A 24,247-nucleotide genomic window follows, 5' to 3' on the forward strand; every position below is an offset into this window, starting at 1 on the left:
CCTGTTATCCTTTCCAGCCAAGTTCACGGGCCAGTTCCCATAAAAAAGAAGAAGAATCCATCACCAGTCCGACGGCTTGGAAGCTTCCACGGTCACTCAGCTTTGTGGGAACGGCGGGATTGATGTCAACACAGACCGTAGGTGCCGATGCCGGTAGTAAATTTCCCGTCGCCACGGCATGCAGGGTGGAGGCTACTAACAAGGCCAACCCCACGCCGGGAATGGCCGCGCGCATGGCTTCCTGGGCCTTAGTGGAATCGGTGATGACGTCCGGCAAAGGGCCGTCGTCGCGAATCGTCCCGGCCAATACCATCTGGACTCCCTGTCGCACGCAGGCCGCCATGATCCCTTCTTTGATGAGACCGCTTTTGACGGCTTGTTGAATGCTTCCCAGGGCCCGGACTCGATTGATGGTCCGAAGATGATGCTCATGTCCATGGGGCACCGAGCGGCCAATCCCCAAGTTATATCCCAGTGACGTTCCGTAGAGGCTGGCTTCCATGTCATGAGCGGCCAGGGCATTTCCGCAAAAGAGCACATGGATGTATCCCGCTTCGATGATCCAGGCCAGGGCTTCCCGTCCTCCCGCGTGGATGATGGCCGGACCACCGGCAAACAAAACCTTCCCTGACCCTTTGCCCTCTTTTCGTTGTTGGTGGATCGCCTTCATTCGCTTGGCCACATCGGCGATAATATGACGGTGCGGACGTTCGGAAGAAACCTGGGCTTCCATGAACCCGAACACATCGCGTTCCTTTGGACGTTCCAGTGGGAATACCCGAACCCCTTTCCGACCGGTGACAACCAGGTCGTCTTTTTTTACCGAGCCCATGGAAACCATTTGCGCGGAAGGGGGGGAGGTCTTCAGCCTGATGGCTAAATCCATTTCGGGTTGCGGAACATCGATCCAATTTCCCTGCCACCGGATTTGAGTGGCCAGATGAGAGGTCGCGTAAAAATCCTCCGGTAAAATTCCATCAGCCGGGGCTGGCTCAACCGTGCAGTCTTCCTCGGTCTCAACTACTGCCCCATGGGGTTGGATGGTTTTCAAGATTTCCTGTAGTAACTCCATCGTGGAAGCTTCAATCAGGATGGTGGCATGAGAAGTGTCTTCCCGTCGGGTTCCCACCGTGACTTCCGAGAGGGTAAAGGTCCCTCCCAACATGACAATGTCATCCAGGACCTTCGCGAGGATCAGTGAATCAATGATATGCCCTTGGATGGTGACGGTTTGAACGATCATGGTTTTATTTTACCATGAAATTCTGTAAAGACTTGATGAAAAAATCGCTTGGGGGTTTTCCCTTCGCGCGATGGCGAAGAGGGGCTTGGAATAGTTCCCGCTCATGATGCCCATGGTCCATTCTGTCAGACCTTGTAAAGGAAATGGGAGAAGAATCATTCTCATGTGTTTCCTGACGGTGCTATACTAGGAACATCTATCATTTTCCTGGGGGAACCAAATTTGAACCAGTATCTTTTTCCTGTTCTATTCAGTATTGGACTCGTCTGGGGTTGGGGGGGGCAGTCTCTGCAGGCGACGGCATGGGCTTCCCCCGGCACGGATGTCTTTCAAGCCTTCACTCAACACATCGGTGCTCAAATCGGAAAAGATAAACAGGAATTTGCGATTGCCGATTCCTGTACGGCCTATTTTTATCAACTTTGGAACAAAAAAGCCCGGCCAGAGGTTGAGCGCATTCATTTCTCCCCTCTCCTAAGGACAGAGCTTGATCTCGATTGTGTGAGGCTCTTTCCCGAGGGGTTGGAACAGGCCCGGGAAGCCTTTGGGAATTCGCAACAACTTCTTTCCCTCAGCCTGACGTTTTATCAAATGGCCTTAGTGGGGGACGGAGACGATAATCAGGAATATAGTGCACATGAAATCCACGATCTGCTGGAAGCCTTCAGGCTCCCGTTTCAAGAGGGACGACCCTTGGGAGGGTATATGAACGCCCTGACCGGCCTATTCGATAGTATTCGCAGGGATGTTCAATTCAAATATCTGATGGAGGGCATGCAGGTGTTGATGAACAAGGGGTACCGCTTTTCCGAAGCTGATCAACAGGCATTGAATCAGGAGCTTAATTGATAGGTGTGCCGGGTGAATGAAGTCCCTATCGTATTCGTTCCAACGCTTCTCGGGACCGGCTGCGCACCGTCTGGTCCCAGTCTTCTTTCATCTTTTCTTCCAGTTTCGCCTTCGCATCCTGAGCCCGCATGCGGCCCAGCGCCAATGCAGCACAGGCCCGCACATGGGCATGGTCATCTTCCAACGCACGAATCAACAACGGGACCGAGGCTTGATGTTTCAAGACCCCCAGGTAACTGGCTGACATTCCTCGTATGCGATGTTGTTTGTCACCAAGTGCCGTCTTTAATGTCCAAATAAAGAGTTCCGCCATCGGTTCGGTGACGGTCTCCAATCCTTCGGCTTCAAATTGGTTCACTTCAATCAGAGTAAAGGCCAAATCCCGCCGTTTTTGGGCTGAAGGTTCTTTTTGAAAGCGTTGGAGGAGCCGATCACGAAGCTGAAGACGTTCTTTGCGAGCGCGCCATTTTTTTGTGCCAATCCATACGCCAATCCCCAGGACAAGAACGGCTCCGAGTATGGGGAGGATCTCATCGGTAATGTAATCCTGAGTGTCAAAGGTCAGATGATTCCATATCCATATGCCTGCTACGATCAGGCCCAGACCTAACAGGCCGATGAACGGGTTGATGGAACGGGTTGTTTCGGGTTGTGTTGCCATAGGAGGTGTGGTTACCAGAGAGTATTTATTTGCCGGCAGGGTATAACAATGAAGCTCACCATACTAGGTTCAGGAACCAATATTCATCCGACACGCGCTGCGGCCGGGTATGTATTCGAGACGGACCGGCCTATTCTACTGGATTTTGGTCCAAGAACGCTCTCAAATTTATTACAAACCGGCATAGATCGCCATACGATTCAACACTTACTCTTTACCCATTACCATGCGGATCATTTTTCTGATTTTATTCCATTTTTCTTTGATGCCGTATGCCATTCAAAGTTCTCGCAGGTTCGACCGGACCTCACGATTTATGGTCCGCGCGGGACCCAACGACTCTTTCGGACCATGTTCCGGACATTCCCTAGTTTTTCGGATTCACCCTTTCGGGTGACTCTCAAAGAGGTCCATGATCGGCCGTTTGTGATCGGCCACACACACATCACGCCCTTGCCCATGACCCATTCTGAGCAACAGATCTGTCTTGGCTATCGTCTTGAGTATCAGGGCCGGTCAGCGGCTGTTTCGGGAGATGCGATGGCCTCATCGAACCTGGTTCGCTTATGTCGGGATGCTGATCTGGCGGTCTTGGACTGCTCTTTTTCGTCTCATCAACCAGGTGGATCGCATATGCATGCAGAAGAATGCGGAAAAGTCGCAGAAAAAGCCAATATCAAAAAACTTGTTCTTTCGCATTTCTATGAAACGGCCGATCGGTCGAATGTCGTGGCCCAAGCCCGCCGATTTTTTTCAGGACCAGTCATCAAAGGCAAAGATCTTCTAACCTTGCAAGTCGGGAAAGCTTCCCAGGTTATCTAGATTTGATGACGATCCTATGACCCACTGCCTGCAGGTCGGCCAATCGGCATCACGCTCAAGCCCAGGGCGGACCTTGTCTGAGCCATAGCCAACCCAAATGATGTTACTTATCACACGTTTCCTCCATGCTTCTGCCCCAAGACTTGATGAAGAGCAATGGCAAGATCTCGAATCAAGAGAGGTTTCCTTAAACAGGTTTTAATTCCTGTCGCTTGGCCTTTCATAGATTCACTGCTTTGATCGAAACTGGTGCAAAGAATAATTGGGATGTTAGGTCTAATCTGCAAAACCTCGCGTGCCAACACTTCACCGGTCATGTGAGGCATGGTCATATCAGTAATCACCGCATGAAAAGCGTCCGGAGCGTTACGGAAAACCTCCAGTGCTTCCACGCTGCTCGTTCGAACCTCGACCGTATATCCGAGATCCTCTAAAGCTTGCTTCCAGAGAAAAGCCAGGACCTCCTCATCATCCACAAATAAAATATGTCCACTCCCTCCGGGGATGGAATCCTCAGAAGGTGTCTCAACTGCAGCAGGCACGTCGAGATGAGGGAGATCGATTTCAAAGACAGTACCCTGCTCTGGTGCACTTTCAACTCTGATAACCCCTCCGTATTTGGTGATAATGCTGTGTCCTATTGCTAGACCCAAGCCGGTTCCACCCGACTCCTCTTTTGTGGTGAAATAGGGTTTGAATATCTGCTCACGTACCTCGGAGGCCATACCAAGGCCTGTATCGGCTACGGTGATCCGAACATAAGCTCCTGGGTTCTGATGTAGTTGGGAAGCAGCGACTTCTGAGGTTACTTCGATAGACTCCAACCGTATTTTCAGGATGCCCCCCTTCTTCCGCATTGCATGGTAAGCGTTCGTGCAGAGGTTCATCATCACCTGATGAATCTGTGTGGGATCTGCCAAAATGACATCTGATTCCGTGTTGTAGTGTTGCTGGACCTCAATGGTGGCAGGCAGGGATGCCCGAAGCAGCGACAGGGCTTCCTGAATGATTGGGCGAAGCTGTATTGGTCTCTGCCCCTGTTCACTTTGACGGCTGAATGCGAGGACCTGCCTAACAAGATCTTTAGCTCGTTTCCCAGCCGCGAGCACTTCTTGTAGGTTGCTATAGATTCGGCTCTCCTTTTGAACGAGATGCATACTGAGATCAGCGTATACCAGGATCGCCGACAAGATATTATTGAAATCATGAGCAATTCCACCAGCGAGAACGCCCATGACTTCCATCTTTTGCGCTTGGCGAAGTTGTGTCTCCGCTTGATTAAGAGCCTCCTCGGCTTTCTGGCGTTCAGTAATATCAAGAACGATCCCCACGAACACTGGTGAAGATTCAAAAGTTGAGCACTCGAGATGCATCTCGACCGGATACGTCGTCCCATCCTTTCGTCGGTGAGCAGAGATAAACTGAACACGGTGTTGATTCCCAATCCGGAGTGCTTCGAGCTGTTCTCTAAGCGGCCCAGGAGAAACCTCTTCCAAAAGATTGGGAAGCGAGAGGCATCGAAGCTCCTCCATCGAATACCCAAGGTTTTCCCGTGCACCCTTATTCACCAGTATCAATCGTAGGGTTTCACCATCAAACACATAGAGCTCGTTCAAGGAGGTCTCTAAGATCCGTCCAAATTCTGCTTGTCTCTCTTCCGCATGTTTGCGCTCTGTGATTTCTTTTTCAAGGTCCAGCATCTTTTTCTCTAGCTTCATCACCAGCCGTTCGCTATATAACTGGAAGACTTCCTTCTCATCCTGTGAATCAGGCGGTTTAGAAATGACCTTGCCTTGTTTTCTATCGCTGACTATTCCTTTTATAATCTTCATGAATTCATCCGGCTCTTTGGGCTTCCGAATAAATCTGTCAGCTCCTAATCCTAGAGCGAACTCTTCATCTTTTTCGTCCGTATACGTAGCTGTATAGAAAACCAATGGGATCGCTTTCAATTGTTCTTCTTTCTTGACATTCCGACAAAGCTGAAAACCATCCATGACAGGCATAAGAATGTCAGAAACTATGAGATCAAAGTTTTTCACATGAAGTTTTTCCAGAGCCTGGGCTCCGTTATTCGCTGTCTCAACCTCATACCCATTTCCCTTCAACAGAAAGTCTAAGAGATAGAGATTCTCTTTTTTATCATCCACGATTAGGATTCTCATGTTCTTCTCACTTCATAGCGATTATCTACATGTGTTTTCCTAACTCTTCCATAAAGGTGTCGGGATTAAGGGGCTTTTCGATATAACCGGTACAGCCAGCAGCGAGGGATCTCTCCCTGTCACCAGGCATGGCATAAGAAGTAAAAGCGATAATAGGAACCTTTGACCCTATCTCAGAGGCTCGTATCCTTTTTGTGGCTTCAAGGCCATTGAGGTCAGGAAGCTGTATATCCATGATAATCATATCGAGCTTTTCTTTGAGTGCCAATTCAATTGCCTGCGCTCCATTTCTTGCCTCGATGACCTCATGCCCATGTTGCTGGAGGATGAACCTTGCCAAATACATATTGGTTTCGTTGTCATCAACTAACAAGATTTTCTTCAATCCTTTGATTCCTCCTTATACCTCAGGGGTAGAACAACGGTAAATTCACTCCCCTCGCCATAACGACTCTTGGCCCAGACCTCGCCCCGAAGTAGATTGACCAGCTTCTTGGTGAGATACAATCCAAGTCCGGTTCCCTCTTGCCGTTTGGTAATGGACACCCCAACCTGTTGAAAGGGTTCAAAGAGCTCATGCATGTCCTCTCCTTTGATCCCTATCCCGGTATCCCTGACCGTGATCTCTACTTTTTCATCGTTTAACGCCTTGGCTGCCACCTCTATGGTTCCATGGTCAGTGAATTTTACAGCATTGCTGCACAGATTCAACAAAACCTGTTTTGTGCGTCTTTTATCACTGAAGATCGTGATGTCTTCGGGTACGTTCGTGAGAAGTTCCAAGCCCTTGGTCTGAGCAGCAGGAGAGACACTCTCCTTCGTCTCGGTCACCACCTCATCAATGCCAAATTCCTCAAGGCAAAAGTCTATTTTCCCAGCCTCAATCTTAGACACATCCAAAACGTCGTTGATGAGGGTTAGAAGATGATTGGCGCTGTTCTTCACCATGCCAAGCTGTTTGCTTTGCTCATCGGTAATCTCGCCAGCCATTCCCTTCAACATGATCCCCGTAAAGCCAATAATGGAGTTCAACGGTGTCCTAAGCTCGTGGCTCATGCTGGCAAGGAAGACAGATTTGTGACGATTGGCACGGTGAAGATAAATGTTTGCCTGTTCAAGCTCTCCAGTTTTGGCCTCAAGATCACGGGTTCGCTCCTTGACTAGCTCTTCTAGCTGCTCCTGATACTTTTGCAGTTCTTCTTGTGTCCTTTTCCGTTCATCGATTTCCTCGATGAGCTGTTGTCGAAGAGTATCGTGCCGATGCGAAACGATGAAAGCCACTATACCAGCGCAAAGACTGCCGAAAATGATGGTAGTCACCTGCGATTGCCATCGTTCGAAATCGGGATAAAAGAATTCTTCGACCAACTCAAATGTAGTCAACCCCAGGAGAACAAGCAGATAAGTGAGAATTACCGAGTTCATTGTTTTCTTGGCCGGGATCGACCCCCAGATTTGTTGAAGGTATTTCATCACTAGGGCTCCACGGCTTGGTTGTGAAAGCCTCACGGCAGGAATTGCCAGCCTGTTTTCTGCCGGATCAACTTGATTTTAACGTCCCTCTATTGCACTCAACACGATTTCGTTGTTGAGCCATACCGCGTATCAAGACTTCGGATTAGGTGGCTTAGACTAGCCCTTGAGGTGAAAAAGTGCAAAAAACGACTGATCGAGAGATCAGAAAGCACAAAACTTTAAAAGATCGGCTGAACTGGGAAAGGAAAAATAATGGCCCTATTGGGGCAATCTTGGACGCATCATGCGCTATCTCGAATGATGGTCACTTATTTGGGAAAGTCTTTAGGAAGAGGGATCCTGATCGGCGGAAGAGTCCTCCAGGATTTGAAGCAGGGACTGTATTCGCTCCGTCATGGGATTCTGTTCTTCCCGCTCATAAATACTCAACAGGTTTCGGAGCATGCGGGCAAGAATCAAACGTGTCGGACTCTTTTCCAAAAACTCAGGAGAATAGTCCAAACCGGATGCCGTAATAAATTGTTCACAGTCTTGTTCCCGTAAGAGTGCCCCACCGTTAAAGCAATCCACAAATTGCGGAATCGGCTCTCCTTCAATCTTCACCAGGAAATGTCCCGGCATTCCGACCCCGGAGAGGGGCAAATTTAAACGGTTTCCCACAAACACGTAGATGGCCGAGAGAGAGATGGGAATCCCTTGCCGGGATTCGATAACCCGATGCAGATAGCTATTGTCTGGGTCGTGGTAATGGATGCGGTTTCCGGAAAATCCCTTGTCTTTAAAGAGGAACGCGCTGAGGAGTCTGGCGACTTTCCCCGGCGCTGAATCTTCGGAATGCCATTTTTTTCGAAATTCTTCCGTGAGCTGATCGAGGCACTGCTGATAATGGGGAATATCGACATCCGGATAGGCGATCTTGGCGATGAGGAAGGCCCCCTGCTCCCAATCCATCTGCCGGGAGCAATGGGTAACAAACGTGCTGAATTCCTCTTTGAGTTGCTCAAAAAGAATTTCATTTTTGACAAAAGCAACCCGGGATTCCAATGCCGTATCATCTGCGCCGGCTTTTTCCAGAAATGGTAAGGCTGAGGGCCCAATACGGACGAATTCGTCCTGGATCGTTTTGGCGACCTGTTCGTTGGGGTCGGATAACAAACGAAGCAGAGCCTGAATTTTTGTCTCCGAAGGCGAGTGCAAGAAAGTTCGTCCCGGGTAAATACGACAACGCCTCCCCAAAGAAAAAGAGGCGTCCCGTCGAGGAGTTTATAATGTGGTAAAAGAGCGTTAGCCGACCGAGCGCCTGAACGCGCGGGCACCCCCATAGAGACACAGGGCGTCGAAGACGGCGAGGACTCCAAGGGCGATAGCTACCTGAGGGAGCGCCTCGCTCCAACCGGTAAGAATCAACGGCCGGATGGCATCAATGACCCAGGTCATCGGATTGAAAAATGCCAGTGATTTCATCCAACCCGGCATTGCCGCTAATGGTACGAGCGCGGAACTGAGAAAGATCATCGGGAGCGAGAGGAAGCCCAACACCGAGAAGAAATCTCCATGACTTTTCACGGAAAACGCCATGGCCATGGAAATGGCGGTGAGCCCGACACCAAACAGCATGCCGATCACCAGAATGAGTGCGATCCCTAATATCCCGGTTTCCGCACTCACTCCAAATAGAAAGGCCACGCCCAGAATAACCAGAATTTGCATGGCGGTGATGGCCATCACAAATAAAAACCGGCTAAGGATTACGGACGATCGTCTGATAGGGGTTGCCATTAGTCGTTCCAGGAACCCGTTTTCTTTATCAAACAGTAAGTCGACGCCACCGGCCAGCCCGTTATTGAGAACGGTCATCACGACAACACCGGCTGCAAGAAAACTCATGTAATTCGGGGCTTGGACGACCTGTATATCGGCTGCTCGCTGAAACAGGTTGCCGAAAAAGATGAGCCAAAACAGCATGGGCTGTATCAGCGTAAACAACATACTGAACTTTTCCCGGCTCAATCGCTTGACCCATCGATTGGTCAGGGCAAGTACCTCTTGAATTTGCTCATTCATGGAGAAAACCTTTCCAGAACAGTGAAAAACTACAGGATAAGATCTTAGGTCGTGGGTTCAGGGGGTTGGTCTTTGAGGGACCGGCCTGTGTGAGCCACAAACACGTCGTCCAGCCTCGGCCGATGATATTCGATTCCATCGAGGAGACATCCTACTCGATTTGTGGCCTCGAGAATAGCAGGCAATGCCTTCTCGGGAGCATCGACGCGGATATCAAGCCCTTGTGGAGTGGGACGAATGGCACGTATGAAGGGCAAGGCTTTCAAAGCGGTTGAGAGGGTTTCGAGAACCTGAGGCTGCGGGTCTCCAAGAGTGAGCCAGACGCCATCGCCACCCAAACTGGCCTTTAAGTCCTTTGGAGAGCCAATGGCGCGGATTTCGCCGCGGTCAATGATAGCAATTCGATCACAAAGCTGGTCGGCTTCATCCAGGTAATTGGTGGTCATGACGATGGTCATGCCCTGCTCGCGCAATTTCCGCAGGTATTGCCAGATATTGAGGCGGCTTTGAACGTCAAGTCCGAGTGTGGGTTCGTCCAAAAAGAGTACTTTGGGATTGGGCAATAAACCGCAGGCAATATCCAATTTGCGTTTCATCCCACCGGAATATCCTTTGGCCACGCGATCGGCATGTTCTTCCAGATCGACCAGCTTCAGGAGCGATGCAATCCTGGTGAGGGCTTCATTTTTTGGGAGATGATAGAGATCCGCAAGCAACAGCAGATGTTCCCGACCGGTAAGAAAGCGGTCGATAGCCCGTTCTTGCGGAACGTAGCCGATCATCCGTCGAATAGTATCGGCTTCTTTGGCGACATCATGTCCGAAAATGGTTGCGGTCCCGGATGTGGGACTGAGGGTCGTAATTAAAATTCGAAGCGTGGTACTCTTCCCTGCCCCATTGGGTCCCAGTAGGCCAAAAATTTCTCCTTGCATGACGGAGAGGGAAAGATTCTTCACCGCGGTCACGGTGTCGTAGGTTTTCCCCAGCCCTTTAACCTCAATGGCAACGGCATCAGACATGGTGTGTTATCCTTGTGCCGTTCGAAGATCGGCAAGTTTAAAGCGGATGAGATCAATCAGGCGGCGAGCTTGCTGGATGAGATGGCCGGATTCAAGTAAAAATTGTTTTTCCACGGGTGACAAATCAAGACCGGCTGAAAGGTTATGAACCAGAATGGAATCCGTGAGTTTGCCAGAAGCGATCACCTGACACAACTCATGAGCCTTTTTCCAGGTCAAATATTCTTGGGTAATTTGCTCCAGATTAATGCGGGTTTCGATGTCCAGGGAGGGTGCGCCCTTTTGTGCATTCGGAATAATTCGTGCTTGGCGGTAGGGCGTTGAGACCTCTTGCTCTTCAAAGGTACATCGCTGAAGGCCTTGCAACACAATATTAAGCCGACCGTCAGCCAGTTTGTGTGAGCTGATAATTCGCCCCACACATCCGATGGGATAAATCGGCGGATCCGCCTCATACTCGTCTTCCCAACCGTCCTTGAGCAAGACCATGCCAATGCAATCTCCCTGACCGGATGCGTCATGCACCATTTCCCGGTAACGGGGTTCAAAGATGTGTAGTGGCAAATAGGTTTCAGGGAAAAACACGACGTTGGGCAGTGGAAAAATTGGCACGCTGTCCGGTATCGGAAATTTGCCGAATTCGGCTGATGGAAAATCTGAAGGCATAGGGTACGATAGCGGAGAATTTTCGGGAAAGTCAACGTAAAATCGTGACCCAAAGGAGTTCGGCAAACTGAGAAAATCCTTGTGTGCCAAGGGATTTGTACGCTATGTAAGGTCGTGGTATAAACGGAAGGATGAAGTGGACGACGGCCTTCACCCACGCGACGATTCTGCAGGTCTTGAGGTGAGCACGAGATCTTTGTGGCGAGAGATCTCGCTCCTGTTCATGTTTTCACTCCCTGGGGTTTCGGAAGTCTTTGGAGAGACCCCAGGCGTTGGATATCACGAATTTACTCCTGCCCGCCCCGGATACGTCTATGCGTTCCCCCGGGACCATGGCAGTCATGAGCAATTTCAGACAGAGTGGTGGTATTTTACCGGACATCTGTCCACCACGACTGGTCGACGGTTTGGGTACGAATTGACCTTTTTTCGTCGTGGAATTGACTCACCCGATGCCTGGAGCAATCCTTCTGCATGGGCCATGCGACACCTGTATTTTGCCCATTTCGCGTTAACCGACGAAGCGAATGAGCAATTCCAGTTTGCAGAGAAGCTGAGTCGTGCCGGAATCAACAAGGCCGGAGCTGAAGCGGATCGGCTCCATGTGTGGATCGATCGGTGGGTGCTGAAGACGGTGGCACCCGATCATGGACAATTTCATCTTCAGGCGCAGGCTGAAGATTTTTCCATTGATTTGATACTCGAATCGAGTAAACCCCCCGTTATTCACGGCACAGACGGGGTGAGCCGGAAAGGCCGGGAAGCAGAGGCCACTTCCCATTATTATTCAATGACTCGACTTCAGACAACTGGATCGGTGGTGGTACAGGGGGTGCCTTTGGCGGTCAACGGCGTAAGTTGGATGGATCATGAGTTTGGATCTGCAGACCTCTCGGACGGTCTCGTTGGATGGGATTGGTTCAGCCTGCAACTTGAGAATGATTATGACATCATGGCCTATGGTCTTCGCCGTGAGGATGGAACCTTTGATGCGGCATCCAGTGGAACATTGGTGAGGCCGGATGGATCCTCGACATCCATTTCTCTTGAAGCCCTTAATGTAAGCGTGCAAGAACATTGGATCAGTCCGGCCAGTGGTGCGCGCTACCCTAGTCAATGGACGTTATCTATTCCGTCTGAAAAGGTGGAGTTGAATATCTCTCCCAGAATGGCCAATCAAGAACTTATCACCAGACGAAGTACCGCCGTGACATACTGGGAAGGAGCCGTGGATGTCACCGGGCTTTGGAAGGGAGAGAATATTCATGGTCAGGGTTATGTCGAACTGACCGGATATGCCGAACCGTACCGCCCATCACGATGACGTGTGACTTCTGGACTTTTATCAATGACAATTCATTTTAAGATGTCCCGAATTCTTGTGACCTTCCTTGTGTCCCTGGTGCTCGGATTGACGGCCTGCGGTCAACGAAGCGATACCATTGTGTCCATTGCCTTACATCCCACCAAACCCAACATTATATATGTGGCCACGGATGAAGCTGTATACAAGTCTTCCGATACGGGGGCCACATGGACCAGATTTGCGGGCGAATTAGCCCGGACCCGAGTGATTAGTCTTGCCCTTGACCCCCAACTGTCTGCCACCGTGTTTGCGGGAACGATGGGCGATGGGACCTATAAAAGCCCGGATGGGGGCCGGACGTGGCATCCCTACAATTCCGGGATTCAGAAAGGCACGATCTCGGCCATTGTCAATCAGATTGTGTTTAATCCTTTGGGGACGGAGATGGTGTATGCGGCGACAACCGTCGGGGTTTTTCGAAGTTTGGATGGCGGTCGACATTGGACTGAACGGATGCAAGGCATGACGGAGGTGAGTTTTGTGGTCACCCTGGCAATCGATCCCCAGCGTCCAAATGTCTTATATGCGGGGACGACGGGAGGTGTCTATCGCACGCTCAATGCCACGGAAAGTTGGGAAAAAGCCTCGACGGGCATGGTGGCCTCAGATGCCAAAATGGCTTCAATGGTGTTGGGAGTCAATGGAATCGTGGTAGATCCAACGAATAGTGACGTGGTGTATGCAGGGACCACGGATGGATTATATAAGTCGATCGACCAGGCCGAACATTGGACAAAGGTCGAAGGTAGCATTCAACACGCCTATATTAGTGCCATTCAACTGGATCCCACTAACCCGTCAGTTTTGTATATGGCGACCAGTGATCGGGTTCAAAAAAGTGAGGACGGAGGAGAAACCTGGCAACCGAAAATACAGGGATTGGAGGCAGCTAGTATTCGCAGTCTTCAGATGAGCCCCCTGGATTCCCGCACTCTGTATGTCGGTACCAATGGAGGAGGGTTGTACCGAAGCACGGATGCCGGAGAGACCTGGAGCCGGTTACCTCTTACTCCGGCATCTGGTGATTAGGTGAATAGGAGCCACGGGGCTTCCCGGACAAAATCCGTTTTAGAGGTGTATACCGGAGCGAGAGTCAATGCCCTTTCCAGGAATCAGGAAGCAGGAACGAGAGATCCATCATGAGTTTGCCTCCATACGTTGGGCCGAAGTCTTGGCCGCTTAATTGATCGTTCCATGTTTCGAAAGTAAATGGGTGGGCACGGATCGCAAAAGTCCAAAAGCTTTCCTCCAATGAATTTCCCTGGTTTCCATTAAACATTCCGGAATCAATGGTGGCCCCGATTTCGACCTCAAACAAGGGCCGAAATGTTTTCTCATCATACCAGCCATAGCTAAGGGAGCCTTGGGCGGCAATAGAATGATTGGCTAAATCATGGAACGCGGCGCCGTTGAAAAGTCGCCCGGCCCTCACCATTCCGGACAATCGGAGAGGTCTGAACACATCTGCAATCCAGCCATTATGTGTTCCGCTCAGATTGTCGATGGTTTTTAACGGTGACCAGCGGCGAAAACCCCCACGGGCAAAGAGTTCCTGATAGAGGCTTCCGGTCTGTCCCCCGCCCCCAAGAAATAGTACCCGGCGTTGTCCAGGGAGTTCTCCCCATCGGGTGATTGAACCGGATATGGTAAAATCGGTCTCTTTTCGTTTCGTTTCAACCGGAACCTGAGGGATATCAAACAGGCGGTCATGGACGAAATCGTTCTGGAGGGATTCTGAAGGCTGATTTCTTGTAGGGCCAATTCCGAAGGTCAGATTGGTGCTCCATCCTTCGAGGGAATTTGACCAGTGGCGTGTCCAACTGGTGGTAATAAGATTTAATCCGATGGTTTCCCGAATGCCATTAAACCGCTTCCCTTCCCCATTAAATTCAGTAAAGCGAAATATGGAGAGTCCGGTGGTCAGCACCGGTTCTTGATCGGGAAAGTCGAGCGCACCCCAATGAATACCTGGCGCGGAACTTTCCGCCTTTCCCGGTTGTGGGAAAATCCACCAACTCAAAAAGGCGATCAGGATCAGGGAAACACTTAAAGATGAATAGAATCGGCAAGCCATAGACTACGATGGGAAGTTCATTATTACCGAGCGGTAGTTGACTGATTCCTAGCACAAGGGCAATGCCGTAGAACATTTCCTGAATGGTGGGGGATGACCCGACAGCGGCTTACTCTTGAAATGTCTAGGTCGAAACGACCCTTAGTGCGATCAACCGGGAGGGGGGAAATTAGAAATCGAGAGCCTCGTTTACTTTTTCGACAAGTTCACGGAAATTACAGGGTTTGTCAATGATCGCATAGGCGCCAAGTCCCTTGGCTTTGTGCTTGTGTATTTCGTCAATTACTCCACTGAGCAGGATGACCCGAGGGGTTCTGCCATTCAAGGAACCGTTGACTCGTTCCAACAAGGTCAGTCCACTCATAATAGGCATGTGATAGTCAGCCAGGACGAGATCGACTTCGTTTTCTTCCAACCATGCCAGTGCTTCGGCGCCGTTTTCCGACTCGGCGCATTCAATGCCAGAGGATTCTAATGCACCCCGTACAGTTCGGCGGACGGCAGGCTCATCATCCACAATCAGCACAAGTTTTCTGAGAGAGGGAGAACGGTTGCTCACCACGATGTGTTCCTCGGAAACACCATAAGAACATTCAACTTTTCCCGGATCAGTTGTTCGTTCTTTTAGGGAAAGTGTACCCTATTGTTGCATACGTAATGTGACGGGGGGAATACCCTCACCGTATATCTTGTGTTATTTTTTTATTAACAACACAATAATTGAATTCTTTGAAAAATTGATGATGGTTTTGTCGGCGATGTGTTTGACGCTTTATGCATACCTTACCAACAGGATTGCGCACAGCTTTGGTAGGGGGAAAAGGGTGGATTGCCGGGGTGATAAGCTGATGGATGATTTATGACGAGAAAACCGGTGACACTTCGTGGCTTTGGGAAGAGTCAGAAGGTGGATTGTGCCGGATAGCAGGATTTTCAGAGACTTGCCATATGGTCCATTAAAAAATATTTTCCAACCAGTAGCCCTGGATAACGGCCTGGGATGGAGAGAGGACTAGTCAGTGCGATAGAAAGCGAAAGACTCACACCGGCGATTTTTGGAGACAGGACCCTGATAATTGGGATTTGACTGACTCGTATATAGGACTTCCTGGAAGAAGTTCTATCCCTGGCATTCCGGACGCAATCGCATGATGCACAGCCAAACGGGCGACTCTCATGCGTGGGATAGTCTGGGAGGGAAGTGCTTCTTGAAGAGCGATGAACGTACCAGGAGGAATCTTGACAGAAAAGAGGTCGTCGTCAGGTGAAGAAAAAATAAAACATTCAATATTGGAAGACCCGACACGATAGGTCAATTTGAATGTGATGTTGTGGGGTTGGAGGGAGTCATCATCAGAGGGAAATTGTTGAAAGGTGCTTTCGACAATATCCTTGGATACGCCGGAGGGAATTCCCGGAACCCACTCTGGCATGGTCGAAAGGCCACGGTGGCAATAGCCCGCAGGGGTTTTCGCCACTCGCCAGGTGACGCCTTCGATGAAAAATGACAGAATTCGCAAAGCCATACAAAGTTTTGGAAAATTTTTGGGCGTTTATCGTTTATCCAGGTCTATCGGCTTAATTACTCACTTCACTAGCATACTCGGGAAGCCGGGGCTCACGCAATTCCAGTCCCTACAGGAAGAGTGATGGAAAGGTAAAGTGTTCGGTCAAAAGGCTAAAAACCAATCTTTTTTTCTGTTATGGACGTCCAGGATGATCTTCAAACAAGAGTCTACTCCATTTATCAGAAAAGAGAAAAATTAACGGGTCTCTCTCCGTAAAGGCTCGACTTGTGGTATTTTAATTTTTCAAGACGGTTGTCATATGCTAATTTTTCAGTTGAAACCGGACCGTATACGCAAAATCCTCCAATTCTCAAGTGAATGTTGGGCAGGAAACCCGGATCACGTCATTATTGAGCTGGATTTCTGAAAAGCTTCTTATCGGGCCTACAAACGCGGCTCTTTACAATAGAAATGGTAATGAAGGGAACATCACTATGTCGGATCTAGGTTGTCGGCACATGAGAAACCTGATCGTTCTGCTTGCTTTTGGTATTTCGTTGGGATGCGCTGGCGGTCCCAACGGGAATGAAGCCTATAAAAAAGAAGGGTTTCAGGTGACGCAACCAAGCCCGGGAACGAAGGTGGTAGTGCGCGGGAATCATGTGGCGGCCGTCAATCAGGCTTTGGATTGGTTAAATGACCATCAATTACTGGTGGTCAATCGACAGGTTGTACAAGAGGAGGGAGGTCCTGAATTTGCTTCTCGAAAAGGGACGGAAGGACAAGCTCAGGCTCTAGGTGGAGCTCGTAAGGTTGGGGCGACATTGGTGGTATTTGTGCATGTAAACGAAACTTCATTGAATTCCACAATAGAGCCGGTAAGTGGGGGATCTCCACCCATGAACAAGGTCGTCGTTGATATTCTTGGAATGAATGCCGGTGCAGGCGAGGTGGCCTTTGAAGGAAAGGCTTGGAGTTCTGACCCAGTGGTGGTGTCCGAGCGGGTGATACAAGATCTGACCATTCTGGCCCTTGAGCAGGCTTGGCAGAAACCAGTATCCTCCCCTTCCCCGTCACAGGAGGTGAACGCAGAGAGTCCGAGCGAGTCTCCTGCTCCTCAGATGGCTCCGGTAGCTCCTCAGATGGCGCCGGTAGCGGTTGATCCCTCCAGCTCACCTGCTACAACTCAGTCGGCGACGGTCCCATTGGATTCACCTAACGCAGGTGCTGCTACCCAGTCAGAGCCGGGTCCGCCAACTGAGATGGCACAGGAGCAAGTGACCCTCTTAACTGAACCGGTTGCTGAGGAAGTCACGCCCGCGTCTGATGTGGCGGCGCCGGTGGTTGCCGAAAATTCAGAGAACTCGGACGATTCGTCTTTGGGACTTCAAGTCGCGAGTGGAGCGTTATCGATTTTGTATACGCCCTTCAAAGTGGTCTATGCCGGCGTGGGCGGGTTATTTGGAGGTTTTGTGTATCTGTTGACCGGAGGGAATGAACCGGCGGCTCAATCAATTTGGGATGCCAGTCTCAAAGGCACATACTATCTTACCCCGGACCATTTACAAGGCAACGAACCTGTTCGATTTAAGGGAGAGGCCGCGCATTAATAGGACTGTGGATTTATTCAATTTCCAATAGTTTCACCCCTGACTCTTTCATAGTAGAGGGACCACGTGCAATGAGAGGGGGTGCAAAAAGTTCTGTCCAGCAAGGCCGTAGTATGGCCTGCTCCGTCCGATAGCCTCACTCCCCTTTGACGCGGAACCTGCAGGTGAGTAGGTGAGCATGGCCAAGAGACGAGAACTTCGCTGATGGCTTGTTCAACTCCCCCTTAATCCTTCCAATCCCAAAACAACACTTCAACCGAAGGACAGTCTACGGATAGGGCTCCGATGTGAGCCTGGCCTGCATTGATGCGAAAGAGTAAACAGTCGTTCCCCCGATCGGGTTCATATGTTGACCGCACAGTAGCCTTCAATCCATCCCGGTCGAATGCGATCTCACATTGAGCTATTCCACCTGATAGCCCAATCCCCTGCATTTTGAGATACGCTTCCTTGCAGGTCCAGTAGGCTAAAAACTCTTGGGTCCGCTTGTCAGGTGAAAGGGTAGCAAGGTACGCGGCCTCTTGGGGAGAAAAATACCTTGTGGCGATATCCTGATCGCTGACATTCCGGTTGACCTGTTCTACATCAATCCCCACAGCGTGTTCAACCGTGAAGGCCAGCAATGCCATTCCATTTGTATGAGAGACATTGAATTGTAATGATGGATGGGGCGGTTCGGTCAGAGAGGGTTTCCCTTGTATGTTGTTCTCAAGTCCGAGAGTACCAGGGGGAACTCCCACATACCGACCAATCAAATTTCGAAGAATGCCTCTGGTTGAAATAAATTGGTATTGGTGGTGAGGAAGCCGATACCGTTTTGCCCGTGCTCGTTCATCTTCAGATAGGTCGGCACGATAGAGAGCAGCCTGCCGGGGTGACATATCCAGATGAACACGCCACACATGGACCACGCCTGGCGACAGGCTCCTAAAAATGTCAGGAGAAGAGGGGCAAGCCCAGGGGGTGGAAGGCAACATAGATTTTAGAGGGATTGTATCGGAAGGAAGGCTTGGCTGAAACCCTTTAGGAAGTCTGTGACCCTGAAACATCTTCGAATCTCGACCGAAAAAAAGGAAAATTATCGGATACTTTGTATTTCCCTCGGCCTACGCAAAAGCATTCGGCGCTCAGATTGATTGCCAAAGGATACGCAAAGAAAATGGTTCGCCGTCTCTCGTCAAATAACCGGACAAAGAATCGGAGCCACTCAAAATCAGCGAGGCCCTAAAGCTGCGCTCATGTGAAAGAACGAAACACATAAGTGTGTGTGATAAATCGGCAGCGGCATCGCCTTTTTCAGTTTTCTTAATCCTCTACAACTACACAAATTACCAGTTTTAGTTGGTATTCCCGGATAGCGGATCGATATATGTTGCTTGTTGTAAAAAATGGGAAACACTGGAAAATTATCATTCTCGACCAGAAAAATATTTGATTAAGTTGACATGGGCCTCAATGAAATGAAGGTGGTTGGAAATTTTCATTTTCCATATGGTAGTTCAGAAGTGGGAAAAGCGGAGTTGGCAGTAACAATAAAATCAGGGAAATATCAATTGACTTCATCAAAGTTGCATGGGTGTTCGCAGGAAAAATTCTTGATCAAAATTTGTAGACATTTTGAATATATGATGTGTACCATTGGCTCGGCCGCCGACGGAAAATCTTGTAAGGAGGTATGGACATGCGTAATAAACCCGTACAATGGAGCGTCAGGGGCTTTGTCCTGATAGCTGTGGTCGCCGGTTTCCTGGCAGGATCGAATGCCATCGCGACCAATCCTTCGGGCACTGATGGCACGCCTTCCGGCATGGTGGCGTTTTTTACCACGGCATCATGTCCCACGGGCTGGAGTGTTGCCACCAACGTCCAGGGACGCGCCGTCGTCGCGGTTCAAAAATCATCGGATTCTGGCGTCATGGTTGGTACTCCGCTTCAGGATATGACCGCGCCGGGGCATGTCCATAGTTACAAGACCGATCTCACGCTTCCCAACAAGCATGCTGCGCTAGCCACCGGTGAGAAAGACTACGCTTATGCCAAATCGGGCACGTACACTATCTCTGGAGACGTGCAAGAGGCGACATCAAACCTGCCGTTTATTCAACTTGTTGTGTGTCAAAAAGAATAGCAAGGGGGTACGTATGCGCATATCGAGCTTGACACAATTCCTCGAAAAACTCTCGCCAGCCCCACTCGTCATCATGATTCTTGTGGCGACGGCATTCAGTGTTCCTCTCGTGGGGTATGCTCAGGACCCGTATCCAAGTCAGTTCATCGCCTTCTTTAACGCCAAGGAATGTCCCGGAGGATGGACGCCCACCGGAAACACCCTAGACAGGGTGACAGGGCGTTTTCTCGTTCCGGTGATGCCGAACGGGACCACACAAGATCAAGTCGAAACAGCGCTCGCCAGCGGCGAGAATCGGACCCATACCCACAGTTTCAGCTCGAGTATTACACTTCCATCCACATATATTTATGGTGCTGATGGTTGCTGCGACGATAGCCAGACTTCGGAGGGAAACTATACGTTCGGCGGCACGACAGCGGCTTCTACCTCTGAAGTCCCATACGTGCAGCTTCTTGTATGCATGAAGTCTAATGAGCCGCCCGGCTCGGGCGACATTCCAACCGGGGTCCTCATGTTTACCGCGGGTCTTGACTGCCCTTCGGGATGGACTCAGCCGGCGGCAACCCAGGGACGGTTCATGGTCGGCCTCCCTGCGGGCGGCAGCCCGTTTGCCACTTTTGGGGGAGATCCTTTAGCTCCACATGAAAATCGCACACATGCGCACTCGTTTTCGGGTAGTTTTACGCCGGGCAGTAAGTCATTAATTCAATTTATGATTTGGAAGGCTTGGGGCTACGGCCATTCGGGAACCCAAAACTATTCCGGAGTTTCCGGCACGGCATCGACCGGACTTCCTTATATGCAGATACTCCAATGTGAAAAGAGCTAACGGTTGAAGTGCTACGGTCTGAGGAGACCGAATCGAAAAGGCCGTCTTTCCGGTTTTGCTCTTCGATCGTGCTGCCGCGCAATTCTTATCGCGTTTCCATCATTCAATCCAGGGAGGGAGACATGACGCGCATCGCTTCTGGTATGACCGTAAGTTCGAGCCTGATCGAAGACTATTTGTCCGTGATGACTCCGCCTGTCGCCAACGAACTCACCGAAAAGTTTATCGTCGTCACAAATCAGGTGAACGGCACTTTGGTAAACGAGTTGCTCACTGTGGGGCATGACAACACCAGTGTGCTGCATTTTGTGCGGGATCAATCCTCCCATTCCGGCTGGAACCAAAACCTTATTCCCATTCCAATTATGGTCCCGAACCCCATCTCGACACTCCTCGGGTTTTACGAGCAGGGAGTGCTAAACGTTCTTGTCTTTTATCCGGCAACATCTGGAAGTAGTACACAGGCCGTTATATGGATGCAGCGCTCATCGGAGGGTTACTGGAATTCCATGCCTTCTCCGCCGGCTGTTCTGGGTATGACGACGCAGGCGGATGTGTATTGCGATCCCAAAGGCAACCACTTCCTCTATGGCATATCCGTCACAGAAGCGCAGCCCACGTTCTTTCTGATCTCTCGTAACGACAGTACTGATTTGTGGACGAAAAACTTTGAGATGGATTCCGCGTCGACAACTCCCGCATATCTTGTCGTCATTGGACTGCAGTCGGCCCAATTGACCATATTGCAGCCGGTAGCCTCTGCGGAGGGGACGACGGTCAATTACCGGTGCGGTTCAATAGTGAGTGGGGAGTTTCAGTGGGCGGCCAACTCACAATGGAAAAATTTCCCTCTCGCGACGGGTCCGTTAACAATTACCCGGTTCCATGGTCTGCCGGCGACAGCGGGGCAAAGCGCCTTTCTGGTGCGTACCAACAACAATCAATTATTCTACGTTGGAGATTTTTCCGCCGGGGCACCCACGACCTTGGATTTGCTTGCCACGGGAACGGCACCGACAGGCGTACAGTCTGTGGCCCTTGGGGTTGATAGTGAAAACCGCTACATGGTGTTCGCGCTTGATCTTCAGGGTCAGCTCTGGTTGCTGCGGCAAACGGCGACGGAGTCATCCGGCAATCCCGTCTTCAACCAGAACTGGGTCCCGCTGGGTAACGCGTTAAAAGTTATTGCATGTCCCTCCGTCATGCCGCTTGGTCCGGAGGTGTTCGATGTTAGCCTCACTGAAGAGGTCCAACACTTAAGCCAAAAGTTAGTGCCCGATGGGACGAGTGTGACCTATGGATCGTGGTTCGTACAGCAGTTGGACGGTCCCACCCCGCCCGCCCAGGCACCCCAGAGGGTGAGCACGTACAGGACAGAGATTGTTGCTGTCGATCAGTATGGAAGCCCGGTGCATTCTGTGGTGATGAACATCAAGGCGGACCGTCCCGCAGTCATTATCGCCAACGAGTTGGCCTATCATATCAGTCCGCAGGAATCTGCACAGATCGTCACCAACACACTGGGCAAGCTAACCGTCGCCATACGGGCTGTGACGCTGACCGCGCCGGTGTTAAGTATCAACGTGCCCGACTTCATGTCCTCAGGCGAGTGGAAAGCGTGTCCGGCCGACGAGGGTACCCTCAGCCGTCTGGCAGGGCAGGATCCCAGTCTTCCCGTCACCGCGGCCTCTCTTGAAAATGCCGGGGTCCTGCCGTCTGGCTATCCGGATGCTGATGCCGTCGCTTCGACTGTCCGAACGGCAGGACAGTTGATGCTTCAGAAAAGAACTGCACCGTCGGCGCATTTCGATGTGAGCCAACTTGACATGCCGCACTGGGAACTCGACTTTACCGCGGAGGGTGGGCCGAGAATCCGACCGCTTTCCCTGGAGGAGGCACAGGATCGTATACGGTCTCACGCAGATCTTGAGGCTGACTTTTCTTTTTCCGGTATTTGGGGAGATGTGGCAAATTTCTTTAAACATGTGTTTAGGGATATCGTGCATATTCTTCACACGGTCGAAAACGATGTGGTGAATGTGATCATTACTGTTGGCAACGCCGTTAAAAAATTTGTTCTTCAGACCGTTGACGACATCGGCGACTTTTTAGAAGTCCTGGTCAATTACATCAAGAAAGCCATTAATGTCATCAAGGAAGTGATAACCTTTCTACGGGAACTGTTTGAGTGGTCCGATATCCTGAATACGCATACCGTGATCAAGTATTACATCAATTCCGTCATGACGAACCTGCAGACAAGCGATCAGGATGCGGTGAGCCTCATAAAGGAAAAGTTCGCTGCGCTCCAAGGTGAGGTTCAGAGTGCCTTTACGAATGCGGAACAGGTCTTTGAATCAGGCCTGTCTTTCAACCAGTACGCCAGCAAGCAAAAGGGCGGCTCGTCAACCGTACTGCAGGGGAAGGCGTACCATGACACCTTTCATGCCCACGCCGCACGTTGTCATTACGTCTCTTCCAAAGCGCAACATCACTTTGCGACTACCTCAAGCCTGGCCGCGGCGTTGCCTTCTCTGGCAGACACGAGTCCGTTCGATAGTCTCTACAACTTGGTTCAGGCCCAGGCCTCGGAATTCCAAGGCAAAACCCAATCGCTTCAGAACTTTTTGCAAATTCAGACGAGCAATCCGAAAGCGTTCTTTGACGTCGCGATGCTGGCCTTCCTTCAAGCCGCTGAGGATGTGGTAATGTTCGTGTTGGATATTGTCGAAGATATCCTTGTTGCGTTGCTGGATCTGCTTGGCACGGCAATCTCCACTCTTCAGACAGCTCTGAACAAGACTATCAACATTCCCATACTCTCGTGGTTGTACAAGTATGTGATTACCGGCACACCTGAGAATCCGGGGGACGACCTGACCATCTTGGATGTGCTCAGCCTGATCCTTGCGGTGCCGGCAACCATCCTCTATAAACTGTTATTTGGAACCAAGAGTGACCCTGCCAAGCCCAGTCCTCCTTTTACCAGCACACAGGTCAGCACCATTACATCTTCTCCTATACCTTGGCCGTCCTTCGGAACGGGGGACACAGAGGCACCGCCCAAGTGTGGGCTTACCACAACAGAACTCACGTCGCTCCAGGAGGTCATGTCGCTACTCGCCGGCATCTCATATTTTCTGTACACAGCCGATGATCTCGCCAACGATGGTCTCGCTGCTCTATCCGAAGGTGAGGAAGATCCCATCGCCACCTTTCTTTCGTGGTCAGGTATTGTCCTGACACTGATGTTTCAAGGGTTCACTGTGCCTTATCAGGTGCTGGAGAAGTCACCATCCGATTGGTCGAACGCAGACACGGCGACCGTGACGTACTGGGGTGCCGGGTTCGTCCCAGTCGCTCTCGATCTGGCGTTTACAATATATTCATCGGTGAAGGTGAACTGTAAATACGCGCCTGTCGTAGGGCCCATTACACTGAGCGTGGCAGGGACGGGGCTCCTGGCAACCGGTATTTGGGCCACGGTCGAACAAGCGAAGGACCCAAGCTATCAAAACGGATGGACCGAGGTTGGTAATATCATGGCGCCGATCCCCACGAGCTGTGCGTGGCTTCTACCCCTGAAGGACGCAACCGAGGGCATTTCGGTAGGCTTTCTATTGGCTCTTGCAGCGATTTGTGATTTTGGCACGTTGGTGACGACCATTGCGAGTGTGGATTCGGATTCGTCCATGACATAACCTCGACCAATGCATCCCTCTGAAGTGAGTCCCGCTTGCTTCGCCCAGATCAGGATATCACGA

Annotated in this window: 21 protein-coding genes; 8 read left to right on the forward strand and 13 right to left on the reverse strand. The window is 50.6% G+C overall.

From position 1 onward, the window contains the following. Positions 1–4 precede the first annotated feature (4 nt). The gene (locus PQG83_RS16395; protein ID WP_312743319.1) at positions 5–1,243 is read right to left on the reverse strand and encodes an ornithine cyclodeaminase, nickel-pincer nucleotide-dependent; all 1,239 of its coding nucleotides are present in this window, start codon (positions 1,241–1,243) and stop codon (positions 5–7) included. 222 nt (positions 1,244–1,465) lie between these two features. Here PQG83_RS16395 and PQG83_RS16400 point away from each other — a divergent pair, with 222 nt between their 5' ends. Continuing rightward, positions 1,466–2,092 (forward strand): hypothetical protein, encoded by a 627-nt coding sequence (locus PQG83_RS16400; protein ID WP_312743322.1) that lies wholly within the window; start codon positions 1,466–1,468, stop codon positions 2,090–2,092. 25 nt (positions 2,093–2,117) lie between these two features. Here the strand turns inward: PQG83_RS16400 and PQG83_RS16405 are convergent, their stop codons facing one another. Next, positions 2,118–2,753, reverse strand: coding sequence for a HEAT repeat domain-containing protein (locus PQG83_RS16405; protein ID WP_312743324.1), 636 nt, complete (start codon positions 2,751–2,753; stop codon positions 2,118–2,120). Between the two features lie 48 nt (positions 2,754–2,801). Between PQG83_RS16405 and PQG83_RS16410 the strand changes: the two genes are divergently transcribed. After that, positions 2,802–3,575 (forward strand): MBL fold metallo-hydrolase, encoded by a 774-nt coding sequence (locus tag PQG83_RS16410; protein ID WP_312743327.1) that lies wholly within the window; start codon positions 2,802–2,804, stop codon positions 3,573–3,575. Between the two features lie 110 nt (positions 3,576–3,685). Here the strand turns inward: PQG83_RS16410 and PQG83_RS16415 are convergent, their stop codons facing one another. From PQG83_RS16415 to PQG83_RS16445, 7 genes are all read right to left on the reverse strand, one after another. Next, positions 3,686–5,740, reverse strand: coding sequence for a response regulator (locus PQG83_RS16415; protein WP_312743330.1), 2,055 nt, complete (start codon positions 5,738–5,740; stop codon positions 3,686–3,688). A gap of 25 nt (positions 5,741–5,765) precedes the next feature. Further along, positions 5,766–6,125, reverse strand: a complete 360-nt coding sequence (locus tag PQG83_RS16420; RefSeq protein WP_312743333.1) for a response regulator — start codon at positions 6,123–6,125, stop codon at positions 5,766–5,768. After that, positions 6,122–7,213 (reverse strand): sensor histidine kinase, encoded by a 1,092-nt coding sequence (locus PQG83_RS16425; protein ID WP_312743335.1) that lies wholly within the window; start codon positions 7,211–7,213, stop codon positions 6,122–6,124. The genes PQG83_RS16420 and PQG83_RS16425 overlap by 4 nt, the downstream gene beginning before the upstream one ends. A gap of 327 nt (positions 7,214–7,540) precedes the next feature. Beyond that, positions 7,541–8,413, reverse strand: a complete 873-nt coding sequence (locus tag PQG83_RS16430; RefSeq protein ID WP_312743337.1) for a SirB1 family protein — start codon at positions 8,411–8,413, stop codon at positions 7,541–7,543. A gap of 87 nt (positions 8,414–8,500) precedes the next feature. Then, positions 8,501–9,280, reverse strand: a complete 780-nt coding sequence (locus tag PQG83_RS16435; RefSeq protein WP_312743339.1) for an ABC transporter permease — start codon at positions 9,278–9,280, stop codon at positions 8,501–8,503. Between the two features lie 44 nt (positions 9,281–9,324). Further along, positions 9,325–10,299 carry an ATP-binding cassette domain-containing protein gene (locus PQG83_RS16440; protein ID WP_312743341.1) on the reverse strand — a complete coding sequence of 325 codons (975 nt, stop codon included), beginning with the start codon at positions 10,297–10,299 and terminating at the stop codon, positions 9,325–9,327. Positions 10,300–10,305: 6 nt separating this feature from the next. Continuing rightward, positions 10,306–10,911, reverse strand: a complete 606-nt coding sequence (locus PQG83_RS16445) for an LON peptidase substrate-binding domain-containing protein (RefSeq protein WP_312743343.1) — start codon at positions 10,909–10,911, stop codon at positions 10,306–10,308. Between the two features lie 235 nt (positions 10,912–11,146). On the opposite strand from PQG83_RS16445, the gene PQG83_RS16450 reads away from it, so the two are divergent. Together PQG83_RS16450 and PQG83_RS16455 are read left to right on the forward strand one after the other, a co-directional pair. Continuing rightward, positions 11,147–12,289 carry a lipocalin-like domain-containing protein gene (locus PQG83_RS16450; protein WP_312743345.1) on the forward strand — a complete coding sequence of 381 codons (1,143 nt, stop codon included), beginning with the start codon at positions 11,147–11,149 and terminating at the stop codon, positions 12,287–12,289. Positions 12,290–12,331: 42 nt separating this feature from the next. Next, positions 12,332–13,360: a WD40/YVTN/BNR-like repeat-containing protein gene (locus PQG83_RS16455; RefSeq protein ID WP_312743347.1), complete on the forward strand. Its 1,029-nt coding sequence runs from the start codon at positions 12,332–12,334 to the stop codon at positions 13,358–13,360. Positions 13,361–13,424: 64 nt separating this feature from the next. Here PQG83_RS16455 and PQG83_RS16460 read toward each other — a convergent pair whose 3' ends face one another. The 3 genes from PQG83_RS16460 to PQG83_RS16470 form a co-directional block, all read right to left on the reverse strand. Then, complete coding sequence (locus tag PQG83_RS16460; RefSeq protein ID WP_312743349.1) at positions 13,425–14,351, reverse strand: hypothetical protein; 927 nt, start codon at positions 14,349–14,351, stop codon at positions 13,425–13,427. 223 nt (positions 14,352–14,574) lie between these two features. Continuing rightward, on the reverse strand, positions 14,575–14,964 hold the full coding sequence (locus tag PQG83_RS16465; RefSeq protein WP_312743351.1) for a response regulator: 390 nt from the start codon (positions 14,962–14,964) through the stop codon (positions 14,575–14,577). Between the two features lie 481 nt (positions 14,965–15,445). Next, positions 15,446–15,931, reverse strand: coding sequence for a hypothetical protein (locus PQG83_RS16470; protein ID WP_312743353.1), 486 nt, complete (start codon positions 15,929–15,931; stop codon positions 15,446–15,448). A gap of 476 nt (positions 15,932–16,407) precedes the next feature. Here PQG83_RS16470 and PQG83_RS16475 point away from each other — a divergent pair, with 476 nt between their 5' ends. Then, entirely contained in the window at positions 16,408–17,523 is a 1,116-nt protein-coding gene (locus PQG83_RS16475; protein WP_312743355.1) for a hypothetical protein, read from the forward strand. 224 nt (positions 17,524–17,747) lie between these two features. Here the strand turns inward: PQG83_RS16475 and PQG83_RS16480 are convergent, their stop codons facing one another. Beyond that, positions 17,748–18,434 carry a 4'-phosphopantetheinyl transferase family protein gene (locus PQG83_RS16480; RefSeq protein WP_312743357.1) on the reverse strand — a complete coding sequence of 229 codons (687 nt, stop codon included), beginning with the start codon at positions 18,432–18,434 and terminating at the stop codon, positions 17,748–17,750. A 770-nt stretch (positions 18,435–19,204) separates the two neighbouring features. Here PQG83_RS16480 and PQG83_RS16485 point away from each other — a divergent pair. The 3 genes from PQG83_RS16485 (at position 19,205) to PQG83_RS16495 (ending at position 24,184) form a co-directional block, all read left to right on the forward strand. Beyond that, a complete protein-coding gene (locus tag PQG83_RS16485) occupies positions 19,205–19,651 on the forward strand; it encodes a hypothetical protein (RefSeq protein WP_312743359.1) in 447 nt (148 codons plus the stop codon). 13 nt (positions 19,652–19,664) lie between these two features. Then, the gene (locus PQG83_RS16490) at positions 19,665–20,483 is read left to right on the forward strand and encodes a hypothetical protein (RefSeq protein ID WP_312743362.1); all 819 of its coding nucleotides are present in this window, start codon (positions 19,665–19,667) and stop codon (positions 20,481–20,483) included. Positions 20,484–20,605: 122 nt separating this feature from the next. After that, positions 20,606–24,184 carry a hypothetical protein gene (locus PQG83_RS16495; RefSeq protein WP_312743366.1) on the forward strand — a complete coding sequence of 1,193 codons (3,579 nt, stop codon included), beginning with the start codon at positions 20,606–20,608 and terminating at the stop codon, positions 24,182–24,184. The last annotated feature ends 63 nt before the right edge of the window (positions 24,185–24,247 follow it).

This window comes from Candidatus Nitrospira neomarina, assembly GCF_032051675.1.
Taxonomy (GTDB): domain Bacteria; phylum Nitrospirota; class Nitrospiria; order Nitrospirales; family UBA8639; genus Nitrospira_E; species Nitrospira_E neomarina.